The organism is Micromonospora sp. NPDC007208, from assembly GCF_042869175.1.
In the GTDB taxonomy this organism is placed as follows: domain Bacteria; phylum Actinomycetota; class Actinomycetes; order Mycobacteriales; family Micromonosporaceae; genus Micromonospora; species Micromonospora foliorum.
This window is the reverse complement of the sequence record NZ_JBIAFG010000005.1, coordinates 96,385-109,707: the sequence shown is the minus strand read 5'-3', so window position 1 is coordinate 109,707 and position 13,323 is coordinate 96,385. Positions and strand designations below refer to the sequence as shown.

Below are 13,323 nucleotides of genomic sequence, written 5' to 3'. Positions count from 1 at the left end.
CGCCTCAGCGCTCGTCAGGCGACGGCTCGGTGACACCGGGGTCAGACTCGGACGCCCCGCCGGGCCGCTCAGACCCGCCGGGCTCGACCGCGCCGGTCTCCGGGGAAGGGCCCGAGGAAGCGATCGGCTCGGAGACCACCTCGGCCGGGTCCAGCGGCTCGGCCGGTGCGACCGGCAGCGGGACGGCCTCGACCGCACCCGCCACACCGGCGGCCGGCGCGGGCACCTCGACCGCCGCCGAGCCCCCGAAGAGGCGCGGCAACGTCTCGGTGTGCGCCTTGCGCAGCTCGTCCAGGCCGATCCGGAACTGACCGTGCACCTCGAGTGCCCCACCGGACGGGTCGGTGACGCCGATCAGCTCGAACGGCACGCCCCGCTCGGCGCAGAGCGCCGCGAACGCCTTGTCGTGGCCACGCGGCACCGAGACCAGCGCCCGCGTGGCGGACTCGCTGAACAGGTAGACGAACGGCATCGAGCCCTCGGTGAACTGCTCCGGCACCGCGACCCGGGCACCGACGCCGCGACGCAGGCAGGACTCGACCAGGCTCTGGGCGAGGCCCCCGTCGGAGAGGTCGTGCGCCGAGCTGAGGTGGCCGACGCGAGCCGCCTCGGCCAGCAACTCGGCGAGCGCCTTCTCCCGCAGGAGGTCGACCTGCGGCGGAATACCGCCGAGGTGCTCGTGCGTCACCCAGGCCCACTCCGAACCGGACAGCTCCACGTTCGTCTCACCGAGCAGGTAGAGCTGGTCGTGGTCGCCACCGGCGCGCGGCACGAAGCCCATCGGCACCCGGTCGGCGACGTTGTCCAGCACGCCCAGCACGCCGACCACCGGGGTCGGGTGGATGGCCGCCGCGCCGGTCTGGTTGTAGAAGCTGACGTTGCCGCCGGTCACCGGGATGCCCAGCTCCAGGCAGCCGTCCGCCAGGCCACGCACGGCCTCGGCGAACTGCCACATCACGCCCGGATCCTCCGGGGAGCCGAAGTTGAGGCAGTTGGTCACGGCGATCGGCTTCGCGCCGGTCACCGCAACGTTCCGGTACGCCTCGGCCAGGGCCAGCTTGGTGCCGTTGTACGGGTCCAGTCGGGTGTACCGGCCGTTGCCGTCCACCGACAGCGCCACGCCGAGGCCGGTCCGCTCGTCGATCCGGATCACGCCGCCGTCCTCCGGCTGGGCGAGCACGGTGTTGCCCAGCACGTAGCGGTCGTACTGCTCGGTGACCCAGGTCTTGTCGGCCAGGTTCGGCGACGCGATCATGCGCAGCACGGTCTCCCGCAGCGCCTCCGGGTCGGCCGGGCGGGGCAGCGTCTCGGCCCGGTCGGCCTGGAGCAGGATCAGGTCGGCCGGCTCACGCATCGGCCGGGCGTAGACCGGGCCGTCGTCGACGAGCGAACCCGGCGGCACGTCGACGACCAGGTGGTCCTGCCAGGTGATCAGCAGTCGACCCGGGCGGCCGTCCGGCTCCGGTGCGGTGACCTCACCGATCGCGGTGGCGAGGACGCCCCACTTCTCGCAGGTCTTGAGCACCGCGTCGAGCTTGTCCGGCTCGACGACCAGCAGCATCCGCTCCTGCGACTCGCTGGCCAGGATCTCGTGCGGGTCCATCGAGGGCTCGCGCAGCGGAACCCGCTCCAGCCAAACCCGCATGCCGGTGCCGGCAGCGGCGGCGGTCTCGGTGAGCGCGCAGGTCAGGCCGGCGCCGCCGAGGTCCTGGATGCCGACGACGAGTTGGCCGTCGTACAGCTCGAGACACGCCTCGATCAGCAGCTTCTCGGTGAACGGGTCGCCGACCTGCACGGCGGGCCGGCGGGCCTCGCTGCCCTCGTCGAAGGTCGCGCTGGCCAGCACGGACACGCCGCCGATGCCGTCGCGGCCGGTCTTGGCGCCCATCAGCACGACAACGTTGCCCGGGCCGGCGGCGGCCTTGTTCTGCAGCCGGTTGACCGGCAGCACGCCCAGGCAGAGCGCGTTGAGCAGCGGGTTGCCCTGGTAGGAGGGGTCGAAGACCAGCTCACCACCGATGTTGGGCAGGCCCAGGCAGTTGCCGTAGCCGCCCACGCCGGCGACCACACCGGTGAGCACCCGGGCGGTGTCCGGGTGGTCCGCGGCACCGAAACGCAGCGGGTCCATCACCGCGACCGGGCGGGCGCCCATGGCGAGGATGTCCCGGACGATGCCACCGACGCCGGTCGCCGCGCCCTGGTACGGCTCGACGAAGCTCGGGTGGTTGTGCGACTCGACCTTGAAGGTGACCGCCAGCTCGTCGGAGATCTGCACGACACCGGCGTTCTCACCGATGCCGGCGAGCAGCCGGTCGCTGTGCGGGGCCTTCTCGCCGAACTGGCGCAGGTGCACCTTGCTCGACTTGTAGGAGCAGTGCTCGCTCCACATGATCGAGTACATCGCCAGCTCGGACTGCGTGGGCCGGCGGCCGAGGATCTGCCGGATCCGGTCGTACTCGTCGTCGCGCAGGCCCAGCTCGGTGTACGGCTGAAGCTCGCCCGGGGTGCCACCGGCGCGCGGCACGGTGTCCACGCCCTCGGTCCAGACGGCGGCGGTCGGCTCGGCGGGAGCGGTCGCCGGTGCGACCGGCTGCGCCGGGCTCGGCTCGGCCGGCTGCGCCGGGGCGGAGTACGCCTCCGGTGTGTCCCGTACCGGGTCCGGATGGGTGGTCATGACCTCTCCTCGCTGCGCTCGTGCCCGCCAGACCGACGGTTGAGCTGACCGATGATCGTGCCGCCGGTCATGCCGGCGCCCCCACCAGGTGCTTGAGGACCGACGTGAAGAAGCCGAGGCCGTCCAGCGAAGGGCCGGTGAGCGCCTCCACCGCGTGCTCGGGGTGCGGCATGATGCCGACCACGTTGCCGGCGGCGTTGGTGATCGCGGCGATGTCGCGCTGGGAGCCGTTGGGGTTGCCGCCGACGTAGCGGGCGACGACCCGACCCTCGGCTTCGAGCTGGTCCAGCGTCGCGGTGTCCGCGACGTAGCAGCCCTCGCCGTTCTTGACCGGGATGAGCACCTCCTGGCCGGGCTGGAACGCGTTGGTCCACGCGGTCCCGGCCGACTCGATGCGCAGGACCTGGTCCCGGTTGCGGAAGTGCAGGTGCTGGTTGCGGGTGAGCGCGCCGGGCAGCAGGTGCGCCTCGCACAGGATCTGGAAGCCGTTGCAGATGCCGAGCACCGGCAGACCACCCTGGGCGGCGTCCACGATCGTCTCCATCACCGGGGCGAACCGGGCGATGGCACCGCACCGCAGGTAGTCACCGTAGGAGAACCCGCCGGGCAGGACGACCGCGTCGACGCCGTGCAGCGCCGGGTCGCCGTGCCAGAGCCGGACCGGCTCAGCGCCGGCGATCCGGACGGCCCGGGCCGCGTCCCCGTCGTCGAGCGAGCCGGGGAAGGTGACCACACCGACCCGGGCGGTCACGAGCGGGCGTCCGCGGTCTCGTCGGCCTCGACCAGGCGGACGGTGAAGTCCTCGATGACCGGGTTGGCGAGCAGTTTGTCGGCAATCTCCCGAGCGCGGTCCAGGTCCGGTTCACCGGTGAACTCGATCTCGATCCGCCTGCCGATCCGGACCGAGGCGACGTCACCGACGCCGAGCCGGGGCAGCGCGTTTGCGACGGCCTGGCCCTGCGGATCGAGGATCTCGGGCTTGAGCATGACGTCGACGACGACGCGAGGCACTGGGCACTCCTGACTGTGTACGCAGTTGGGTGCCGACCCACAACGGGCGAGCGCAGCCAGCGTACCTGGCAGATATCGCCGCGGACGCACCGGCCGGGTGCGGTTCAGGCAGTGATCGACATTACCGACGCTCAGGGTGGCCCGCCAGGCGCTACAGGTGGCCTCAGCAGGACATACACGGCGCAGCGGGTGGCCGAATCGTTACATTGGCCAATCTCGATCAAATCCTTGATAACGATCGCGTCGGGCCCTACTGTACATCGACGTAAGTCGATTCAGGCGCTCGCGGGAACCCCCCGCTGCCGCCCCACCCGCACCCGGCGATCCCGGGCCCGCCCCCTCCAAGGAGTTCCCCCGATGCGCATCCGCCCCCTGCTCGCCGTACTCAGCACCGCGCTGGTCGGCGCCCTCGGCGTCACGTCCGCCGCGTCCGCCACCCCGCCCAGCCCGCTCATCATCGGTGGCGGCACCGTCTCGTCCGCGCCCTGGGCCGCCGCGGTGCTCAGCAACGGCTCGTTCACCTGCTCTGGCAGCGTCATCGCCGCGCAGTGGGTGCTCACCGCCCGGCACTGCATCAGCGGCACCATGTCGGTGCGCGTCGGAAGCGTGAACCGCACCTCCGGCGGGGTCACCCGCACGGTCAGCGCCACCTACACCCGCAACGACCTCGCGCTCATGCGACTCTCCAGCACCGTCAGCACCTCCGCAGTGAGCCTGGCCAGCAGCAACCCGCCGATCAACTCGACGAACTCGATCTACGGCTGGGGCATGACCTGCTACAGCGGCTGCTCGGCGTCCACCGTGCTGAAGACCGCCACCGTCCGGGTGACCAGCAACAGCGCCACCGACGCGTACGGCGGCCAGGCGATCCGCACCACCCGGATCAACGGCAACGCCTGGCGCGGTGACTCCGGTGGCCCGCAGTTCTACAACGGTCAGCAGGTCGGCGTCGCCTCCACCGCCGACGGATCGAGCATCCAGAACTACGGCAGCGTTGCGTACAACCGGGCCTGGATCACCTCGGTGGCCGGTGTCTGACGGTTAGCGCCCCGCTCGACGCGGATGGTCGGCCACGTGCCGGCCGTCCGCGCCGCGTCGTTTTGCAGCATCCGATCAGGTGAACAATGCACACGATCGGGTCGCGCCACTCCTGACAGCATCGGAACCGTGCTGGTCGTGACGACAGAGCAACTGCCCGGCTACGAGATCCGCCAGATTCTCGGTGAGGTGGTGTCATCGATGGCCAGGACGCGCAACCCGTACCGCGAGGGTGTCAAGAACCTGCGCGGTGGCGCGTACGACCCGATGGCCCCGGACAACCTCACCCGCTGGCGCACCGACTCGGTGGCCCGCCTCGGCGAGGAGGCCCTACGGCTCGGCGCGAACGCGGTGATCGGCATGCGGTTCGACAGCCGGGACTGCGGCGAGATGTGGATGGAGATCTGCGCGTACGGGACGGCCGTGGTCGCCGTACCCAAGATGCCCGAGGTCATGCCGGCCGACCAGCCGGCGGTGGCGGCGGAAACCGCGGAGGTCGCGGGCATCACGGAGTCTCCCGGCGGCATCGCCGAACCGGCCAGCGCCCCCAACCTGAGAACCGCCGCCGAAACCCCAACCGGCGAATAACCCACCACCCACCCACCCCGCCCAGCCCGCCCAACCGTCGTCCCCGTTGATCATGAAGTTATTGCCCTGCGCACCGGCGTGTCGCAGTAATAACTTCATGATCAACGCGGCGAGGGGGTAGGCAGGGGGAGGTGGGGGGAGAGGTCGGGTTAGAGGATGGGGGGTGGAGAGTAGGTTGCAGCCTCTGGGTGGGCTGTTACTACCTTGGTGATTCGGCTTGTTACCGCTGCTACCTGGGCTTGGGCGGCGCCTACGAAGGCGTTGCGGTCGGCGACCAGGGTGTCGATGTCGGCGCGGGACAGGCCGAGTCGGCCGTCCGCCGCCAGACGGTCGAAGAGGTCGTTCTCCGGTGCGCCCTTCTCGCGCATCCCCAGGGCAACCGCGACCGCGTGCTCCTTGATCACCTCGTGGGCGACCTCCCGACCGACGCCCCGGCGGACCGCCGCGACCAGGATCTTCGTGGTCGCCAGGAACGGCAGGAAGCGCTCCAGCTCCCGGTTGATCACCGCCGGGTACGCGCCGAACTCGTCGAGCACGGTGAGGAATGTCTGGAACAGCCCGTCGGCGGCGAAGAACGCGTCCGGCAGTGCCACCCGTCGGACCACCGAGCAGGACACGTCCCCCTCGTTCCACTGGTCGCCGGCCAACTCGCCGACCATCGACAGGTAACCCCTGATGATCACGGCGAAGCCGTTCACCCGCTCCGAGGAACGGGTGTTCATCTTGTGCGGCATCGCGCTGGAACCGACCTGGCCCGGCTTGAAGCCCTCGGTCGCCAACTCCTGGCCGACCATCAACCGGATGGTGGTGGCCAGCGACGACGGCGCGGCGGCGGTCTGGGCCAGCGCGGCCAGCACGTCGAAGTCGAGCGAGCGCGGGTAGACCTGCCCGACACTGTCCAGCACCCGGGAGAAGCCCAGGTGCTCGGCGACCCGCCGCTCCAACTCGGCCACCTTGTCGGCATCGCCGTCGAAGAGGTCGAGCTGGTCGGCGGCCGTGCCGACCGGTCCCTTGATCCCCCGCAGCGGGTAGCGGGCGATCAGCTCCTCCAGCCGCTCGTACGCGATCAGCAGCTCCTCCGCCGCCGACGCGAAGCGCTTGCCCAGCGTGGTGGCCTGCGCCGCCACGTTGTGCGAGCGGCCGGTCATGACCAGCTCGGAGTGCTCGTGGGCCAGCCACGCCAACCGGGCGAGGGTGGCCACCACCCGGTCGCGGATCAGCTCCAGCGAGGCACGCACCTGGAGCTGCTCGACGTTCTCGGTGAGGTCCCGGGAGGTCATGCCCTTGTGCACGTGCTCGTGCCCGGCGAGCGCGCTGAACTCCTCGATCCGGGCCTTCACGTCGTGCCGGGTGACCCGCTCCCGCTCGGCGATCGAGGCGAGGTCGACCTGGTCGAGCACCCGCTCGTACGCCTCGACCACGCCGTCCGGCACCGGCACGCCCAGGTCGCGCTGAGCGCGGAGCACGGCGAGCCAGAGCCGCCGCTCCATCCGGACCTTCTCCTCCGGAGACCAGAGGGCGACCAGTTCGGGCGAGGCGTACCGGTTGGCCAGCACGTTGGGGATCGTCGTCACGTGCCTCATTCTCTCCTACCCGGTGGCTCGCTCGGCCGGGAGGCCGGGACGGGTGGCGGTGGGGCTGATTGGCCGTTTTGTCGGCCGGGACGTCGTGCTACCGGGCGGTAGCCGATCATCGTGGGCGTCCGACTTCCGGCGAAGCCGGTTCCTCCACCTCGACAGAGGGCACGAATGCTCAAAGCCCCCCTAGCCAGCCTCGCCGCGATCGCGGTGACCGGCGGCACCCTGTTGGCCACCGGCGGATCCGCCCAGGCGGCCGAACCACTGGCCCTGTACGTCAAGCAGGCCGACGCGAGCTGCTCCGATCAGGGGCCAGGCTCGGCGACCACGCCGTTCTGCACGATCGGTGCGGCAGCGGCCGTGGTGACCGCCGGCCAGACGGTCCTCGTCGACGGCGGCACCTACCCCGAGCGCGTCACCATCACCCGCTCCGGCACGCCGGAGGCGGCAATCGCCTTCGTCGCCAACACCCCTCGCACACCTGTGACACTCAGCGGTCCGACCGCGGGTCTGGTCATCGACGGCCAACACGACATCTACATTCAGGAAATCAACTCCAGCGGGTCAGCCGATGTGCCCGCCCTCGATCTGCGTAACGCCTCGAACATCTTGATCTCGGGCGGCAGCTTCACCATGGCGAACGTCGCGACCGCGCCCGCCATCCGGCTCGCCAGTGTGACGATGGCGGGGCTGGAACAGGTCATCGCCAGCGGGACGGCACTCGCTGGCGGACTGACGATGGATGCCTCCACCAGCGAGGTGATCATCGACGACACGATGGTGTCGACCGACCCGAAACACGTCGCCGCCGGTGACGGCGTGGGCATTCGAGTCGACGGGCCGCGCAACACGATCCTCGACGGCGACGTTGCCGGCTTCTCGGGCGCTGCCATCTCGGTTGGCCCTGCCGCCTCCGGGACGGTGATCGCCAACAACCGGCTCAGGGGCGGGATCGGATACGGCATCCACAACCGCGGAGCCGTGGGCACGAGCATCGCCAACAACGACATCCAGGACCGTTGCCTGGGCGGCGTCCGGATCGACGGGACGTCGTCCCGGGTCTCGGTGCAGAACAACGTGCTCCGCAACAACGGCGCCTTCTCCGGCTACTGCGATCCGCAGGCTTCCGAGGGGATCGAGATCGGGGTCTACGACGAGGCGCTGAGCGGCACGGTGATCGATCACAACAACACCTGGCACCAGTCCACGTCCGCGACCAGCTACTCGTGGAACGGAACCAGGATGGGTCTCACCCAGTTCCGTGCCGTCTCCGGGCAGGCTGCGCACGACCGGTACACGTGGGATGCACGAGACAACGTCGACTCGGCGAACTCGGCGGCACCCGGCTACCAGGAGCTCGACGCCGACGGGAAGCCACGCCGTGACGATCCGGCCGTGCCGAACACTGGCGCCGGCCCGATCACGTACGCCGACCGTGGCACCGCGGAGGCCGTCAGGCACCCGGTGGCGTCCTTCGACGCCACCGTGGACCTCGGCACGAGCACGGTCAGGGTGGACGCCTCCGCCTCCACGCCGGGCTTCACCCCGATCGACTTCTACGAGTTCAGTTGGGGCGACGGCACCTCAGTCACCCAGTCGACGCCGATCGCCACCCACAAATACGCCAAACCGGGCACCTATGACGTCACCGTCAGCCCCAGGGGGACCGACGGTCTGTCCGGCAGCAGCACCGAGCAGGTGAGCGTGCTGCGGCGGACGGCATCCGTGGGCCTGCTCGCGTTGTCCAACCTCCGCTACGTCGGTGCCGTGCCCATGCGACCGAACCAGGTCGGTCTGACCGCGTCCGCGCAGTACGACCTGGCGGACGCCGGTAACGGACAGGTCGCCCTCGTCGCCCGGGCCAACGGCCGCTACGTCGCCCAGTTGGCCGACGGGACACTGAACGCCGAAAGCCAGGTCGTCAGCGCCTCGGAGAAGTTCACCGTCGTCCGCAACGGTGACGGCACCGTCAGCCTCAAGGCGAGCAACAACCTGTACGCCACCGCCGATCCCAGCGGTGCCCTGACGCTGTCGGCGAGTCGGCCGACGGTCAGCATCTGGGAGAAGTTCCTCCAGGTTCCGGTAGCCGACGCCAACAGGTCGCTGAAGGCCAACGTGAACGGCCGTTTCGTGATGGCTGACGGCGCCGGTGTGAAACCGCTGATCGCGAGCCAGGCGGCCGCCAGCACCTGGGAGCGGTTCGACATCGCCGACCTCGGCAACGGGCAGATCGCCCTCTTCGCCCGTGCCAACAACCGCTTCGTGTCCGCCGACGGCGCAGGCACCAAGCCGTTGATCGCGAACGCCCCCACGGCCAGCACCTGGGAACGGTTCACCATGACCCGCAACAGCGACGGCACCGTCAGCTTCAAGGCCGCCATCAACAACAAGTACGCCAGCGCCGACGGCGCGGGCAGCAAGCCACTGATCGCCAACGGCCCCACCATCAGCACGTGGGAGAAATTCACCCTCGGCTGAGCCATACCACACGATCGACGCCCGCCAGACCCTCAGGTCCGGCGGGCGTCGTCACGTAGGGGTCGGTGCAGCTTGTCAGACGGTGACGGAGGCGACCGGACGACCTTGCCAGCGACGGGCCAACCGATGAAGAGATCACGAACTTCCTGTTGCACGTCGCTCAGATCCGTACGCCCACGACGATCACGGTCAGGGCCCCGCCTCCCGATGCTGCATGATCATCTTCATCTGATCCCTGCGTACTCCGGATCCCCTCCCTGAGGACACTCATGCGCGCACCGCTCCTCGCTGGTCTCGCCACCGTCGTCCTGACGGCCGGAACCTTTGGCACTACCGTCCCGGCCCAGGCCGACGACCTGAAGATCCTGTACGTCCGGCAGGCGGCGACGGACTGCTCCGACCAGAACGCCGGCACGCTCGCCCAACCCTTCTGTTCGATCGGGGCCGCAGCAGCGATCGTCACCGGCGGGCAGACCGTAGACATCGGTGCCGGCAGCTACCGCGAACGCGTCACCGTAAAAGCCGCCGGCACCCCGGAGCAGCCGGTCGTATTCGTCGGCACCTCGGCGAGTCTGGTCGGGGAGAATGCTGGCTTCGTCATCGACGGCCAGCACGACATCGTGCTCCAGAATATCCAGGTCATTGGGTCGGGCGACCTGCCCGCCGTCGACGCCCACGACGCCTCGGGCATCACGATCCGTGGGGGCCGCTACTCGTTGAACAACTCCTCAGCAACACCCGTGGTCCGATTCGCGACGGTGACCAGGTCGAGCCTGTCGCAGACGAGCATCGTCACGGCGAAGGCCGCCAGCTCTGGAGTGACCATGGACGCCGCGAGCAGCGGCGTGGACATCTCAGGCACGAGCGTGTCCGGCAACGTCAACCGTTCCCTTGACGTACCCAGCGTGGGGATCCGGATCGACGGGCCCGGCAACACGGTCATCGGAGGCAGCATCGGCGGTTTCACCGAAACCGCTGTCGTCCTGGGGACCGGTGCGACCGGCAAGGTGGTGGCCAACAACGTGATCACCGGCGGAGCCGGTCTCGGCATCCACAACAACGGGGCCACCGGCACCGCGATCACCAGCAACAGCATCAAGCAGCGCTGCCTCGACGGCATCCGGGTCGACGGGGCCTCGTCCGGTGTCTCCATACAGAACAACGTGCTCGTTTCCAACGGCTTCGTCGGACAGGTCGGGTGCGATCCGAAGGCTCTCGACGGTGTCGAGATCGGGATCTACGGTGACGCTGTCGGCCGGACGGTGATCGACTACAACAACGTGCACCACCATCGCACCGACTCCTATGCCTGGAACACCCCGATGAGCCTCGCCGGGTTTCGGGCAGCATCCGGCCAGGCCGCGAACGATCGGGAGACGGAACGACCGCAGGACACCTACGATTCGGCGAACTCCGCCGCACCCGGGTTCCAGAAACTGGACCGGACCGGTACCCCGCGCGTGGACGACCCCACGGTGCCGAACACCGGCGCCGGCCCGGTCACCTACGCCGACCGGGGCGCGGTGGAGACGATCCGACCTCCGGTGGCCTCCTTCGACGTCGCGCTCAACCTTGCGGCGCAGAGGGTGACGGTGGACGCAACGGCCTCCACCCCGGGCCTGAATCCGATCAAGTCCTACGAGTTCACGTTCGGCGATGGCAGCGTCGTCACCCAGTCGGGCCCGGTGGTCGCGCACACCTACGCCAACCCGGGCACCTACAACCTGTGGATCAAAGTCACCGCGACCGACGGCCAGTCGGCGACCAGCTCTGAACCGGTCAGCGTGCTACGCCCAACCTCGACCGTGGGTCTGCTCACCGTGTCCAACCGCCGCTACATCGACTCGGGCAACGCCATCACCGGCCTTCGGGCGAACCAGCTCCGGCTGGGCGCAACCGCGCAGTTCGATGTCCTGGAGGTTGGCAACCACCAGGTCGCGCTCTTCTCTCGCAGCACCGCTCGATACCTCGCCATCGGAACCGCCGACCCCACCGCCATGACCGCGACAAGTCAGTCGGTGGACGCCCGGGCGACGTTCACCGTCGCGAGCAACACCGATGGCAGCATCAGTCTCAAGGCGAGCACAGGTCAGTACGTCACCGCCGATCCGAGCGGCACCGTCCCGCTGACCGCGAGCCGGCCCACGGTCGACACCTGGGAGAAATTCCGCCAGGTGTCGACCGGTGACGCGAACAGGACGCTGAAGGCCCGGGTCAACGGGCGCTACGTCAGCGCCGACGGTGCCGGCACGAAGCCGCTGATCGCGTCCGCCCCGACCGCCAGCACCTGGGAGCGGTTCGACCTCGTGGACCTCGGCTACGGGACGGTCGCCCTGCTCGCGCACGTCAACAACCGCTTCGTTTCCGCAGATGGCGTCGGCACCAAGCCGCTGATCGCGTCCGCCCCAGCGATCGGCAGCTGGGAGATGTTCTATCTCGACAACGCCAGCGGCACCGTGAGCTTCAAGGCCGCCATCAACAACAAGTACGCCAGCGCCGACGGCGCAGGGTCCAAGCCACTGATCGCCAACGGCCCCACCATCAGCACCTGGGAGAAATTCACCCTCGGCTGAGCCACACCACACGATCGACGCCCGCCAGACCCTCAGGTCCGGCGGGCGTCGCCGTGCGAAGGCGCGGTCAGCGCTCCAGGATGGCGGTCACGCCCTGACCACCGGCGGCGCAGATGGAGATCAGCCCGCGCCCGCTGCCCCGCTCGGCCAGCAGCTTGGCCAGGGTCGCCACGATCCGCCCGCCGGTGGCGGCGAACGGGTGCCCGGCGGCCAGCGAGGAGCCGTTGACGTTGAGCCGGTCGGTGTCGATCGCGCCCAGCGGCGCGTCCAGTCCGAGCCGGTCCTTGCAGAACTCCGGCGACTCCCAGGCGGCGAGGGTGGCCAGCACCTGCGACGCGAACGCCTCGTGGATCTCGTAGTAGTCGAAGTCCTGCAACGTCAGCCCGGCACGGGCCAGCATCCGGGGCACCGCGTACGCGGGCGCCATCAGCAGCCCTTCGTCGCCGTGCACGAAGTCCACCGCCGCCGTCTCCGACCAGCTGAACCAGGCCAGCACGGGCAGGTGGTGCTCCCGCGCCCACTCCTCCGACGCGAGCAGCACGGTGGACGCGCCGTCGGTGAGGGGCGACGAGTTGCCGGCGGTCATGGTGGCCTGCTCGGCGTCCGGACCCTTGGCTCCGAAGACCGGCTTGAGCTTGCCGAGCTTCTCCAGACTGGTGTCGGCGCGGAGGTTCTGGTCGCGGGTCAGCCCCAGGTACGGCGTCACCAGATCGTCGAAGAAGCCCCGGTCGTACGCGGCGGCGAGGCGCTGGTGTGAGCGCAGCGCCAGCTCGTCCTGGGAGCGCCGGTCGATCTGCCAGCGCACGGCGGTGCGGGCCGCGTGGTCGCCCATGGACAGGCCGGTACGCGGCTCGGCGTTGCGCGGGATCTCCGGCTTGAACGGCTGGAGCGGGCGCAGCTTCGCCGCGATCTTGAGCCGTTCGCCCAGCGTGCGGGCCGAGTTGAGCTTGAGCAGCGTGCGGCGCATCTCCTCGTTGACGGCGAGCGGGGCGTCGGAGGTGGTGTCGACACCGCCGGCGATGCCCACGTCGAACTGACCGAGGGCGATCTTGTTGGCGACCAGGATCGTCGCCTCCAGGCCGGTGCCGCAGGCCTGCTGGATGTCGTACGCCGGGGTGTGTGGGTCGAGCCGGGAGCCGAGGACCACCTCTCGGGTGAGGTTGAAGTCGCGGGAGTGCTTGAGCACGGCACCGGTCACCACCTCGCCGATGCGCTGCCCGGCCAGCCCGTATCGGGCGATCAGGCCGTCGAGCGCCGCGCCGAGCAGGTCCGCGTTGGACGCGTCCGCGTAGCGGGAGTTGGAACGGGCGAAGGGGATGCGGTTGCCCCCGATGACCGCGACCCGCCGAATGCTCTGCACGATCCGCCTCCTCTACATGTGTTG

9 protein-coding genes are annotated in these 13,323 nt (G+C 69.7%); 4 read left to right on the top strand and 5 right to left on the bottom strand.

The genetic code is table 11. The annotated features are described in order from the left end of the window. Positions 1–4 precede the first annotated feature (4 nt). The 3 genes from purL to purS all read right to left on the bottom strand — a co-directional run bounded on the left by purL (position 5) and on the right by purS (position 3,685). Positions 5–2,674 (bottom strand): phosphoribosylformylglycinamidine synthase subunit PurL, encoded by a 2,670-nt coding sequence (gene purL, locus ACFYL6_RS12315; protein WP_387170566.1) that lies wholly within the window; start codon positions 2,672–2,674, stop codon positions 5–7. A gap of 67 nt (positions 2,675–2,741) precedes the next feature. After that, complete coding sequence (purQ, locus tag ACFYL6_RS12310; RefSeq protein WP_266304029.1) at positions 2,742–3,425, bottom strand: phosphoribosylformylglycinamidine synthase subunit PurQ; 684 nt, start codon at positions 3,423–3,425, stop codon at positions 2,742–2,744. Next, a complete protein-coding gene (gene purS, locus ACFYL6_RS12305) occupies positions 3,422–3,685 on the bottom strand; it encodes a phosphoribosylformylglycinamidine synthase subunit PurS (RefSeq protein ID WP_030491392.1) in 264 nt (87 codons plus the stop codon). Before purS ends, purQ begins: the two co-directional genes overlap by 4 nt. A 357-nt stretch (positions 3,686–4,042) precedes the next feature. Here purS and ACFYL6_RS12300 point away from each other — a divergent pair, with 357 nt between their 5' ends. Then, entirely contained in the window at positions 4,043–4,723 is a 681-nt protein-coding gene (locus ACFYL6_RS12300) for a S1 family peptidase (protein ID WP_387170564.1), read from the top strand. 24 nt (positions 4,724–4,747) lie between these two features. Further along, entirely contained in the window at positions 4,748–5,311 is a 564-nt protein-coding gene (locus ACFYL6_RS12295) for a YbjQ family protein (protein ID WP_387170562.1), read from the top strand. A 149-nt stretch (positions 5,312–5,460) separates the two neighbouring features. Here the strand turns inward: ACFYL6_RS12295 and purB are convergent, their stop codons facing one another. Continuing rightward, the gene (purB, locus tag ACFYL6_RS12290) at positions 5,461–6,885 is read right to left on the bottom strand and encodes an adenylosuccinate lyase (protein ID WP_387170561.1); all 1,425 of its coding nucleotides are present in this window, start codon (positions 6,883–6,885) and stop codon (positions 5,461–5,463) included. Positions 6,886–7,059: 174 nt separating this feature from the next. On the opposite strand from purB, the gene ACFYL6_RS12285 reads away from it, so the two are divergent. Both ACFYL6_RS12285 and ACFYL6_RS12280 read left to right on the top strand, forming a co-directional pair. Beyond that, on the top strand, positions 7,060–9,366 hold the full coding sequence (locus ACFYL6_RS12285) for a right-handed parallel beta-helix repeat-containing protein (RefSeq protein ID WP_387170559.1): 2,307 nt from the start codon (positions 7,060–7,062) through the stop codon (positions 9,364–9,366). Between the two features lie 269 nt (positions 9,367–9,635). Continuing rightward, a complete protein-coding gene (locus tag ACFYL6_RS12280; RefSeq protein ID WP_387170557.1) occupies positions 9,636–11,939 on the top strand; it encodes a PKD domain-containing protein in 2,304 nt (767 codons plus the stop codon). A gap of 67 nt (positions 11,940–12,006) precedes the next feature. On the opposite strand, the gene ACFYL6_RS12275 is transcribed toward ACFYL6_RS12280, so the two are convergent. Then, positions 12,007–13,299, bottom strand: coding sequence for an acetyl-CoA C-acetyltransferase (locus tag ACFYL6_RS12275; RefSeq protein WP_387170555.1), 1,293 nt, complete (start codon positions 13,297–13,299; stop codon positions 12,007–12,009). Positions 13,300–13,323 lie beyond the last annotated feature (24 nt).

What these genes read in the sequence shown, in the direction of transcription:
- purL (WP_387170566.1), bottom strand. Translation starts at nt 2,674, where the DNA reads ATGACCACCCATCCGGACCCGGTACGGGACACACCGGAGGCGTACTCC.
- ACFYL6_RS12300 (WP_387170564.1), top strand. Translation starts at nt 4,043, where the DNA reads ATGCGCATCCGCCCCCTGCTCGCCGTACTCAGCACCGCGCTGGTCGGC.
- ACFYL6_RS12295 (WP_387170562.1), top strand. Translation starts at nt 4,748, where the DNA reads ATGGTCGGCCACGTGCCGGCCGTCCGCGCCGCGTCGTTTTGCAGCATC.
- ACFYL6_RS12285 (WP_387170559.1), top strand. Translation starts at nt 7,060, where the DNA reads ATGCTCAAAGCCCCCCTAGCCAGCCTCGCCGCGATCGCGGTGACCGGC.
- ACFYL6_RS12280 (WP_387170557.1), top strand. Translation starts at nt 9,636, where the DNA reads ATGCGCGCACCGCTCCTCGCTGGTCTCGCCACCGTCGTCCTGACGGCC.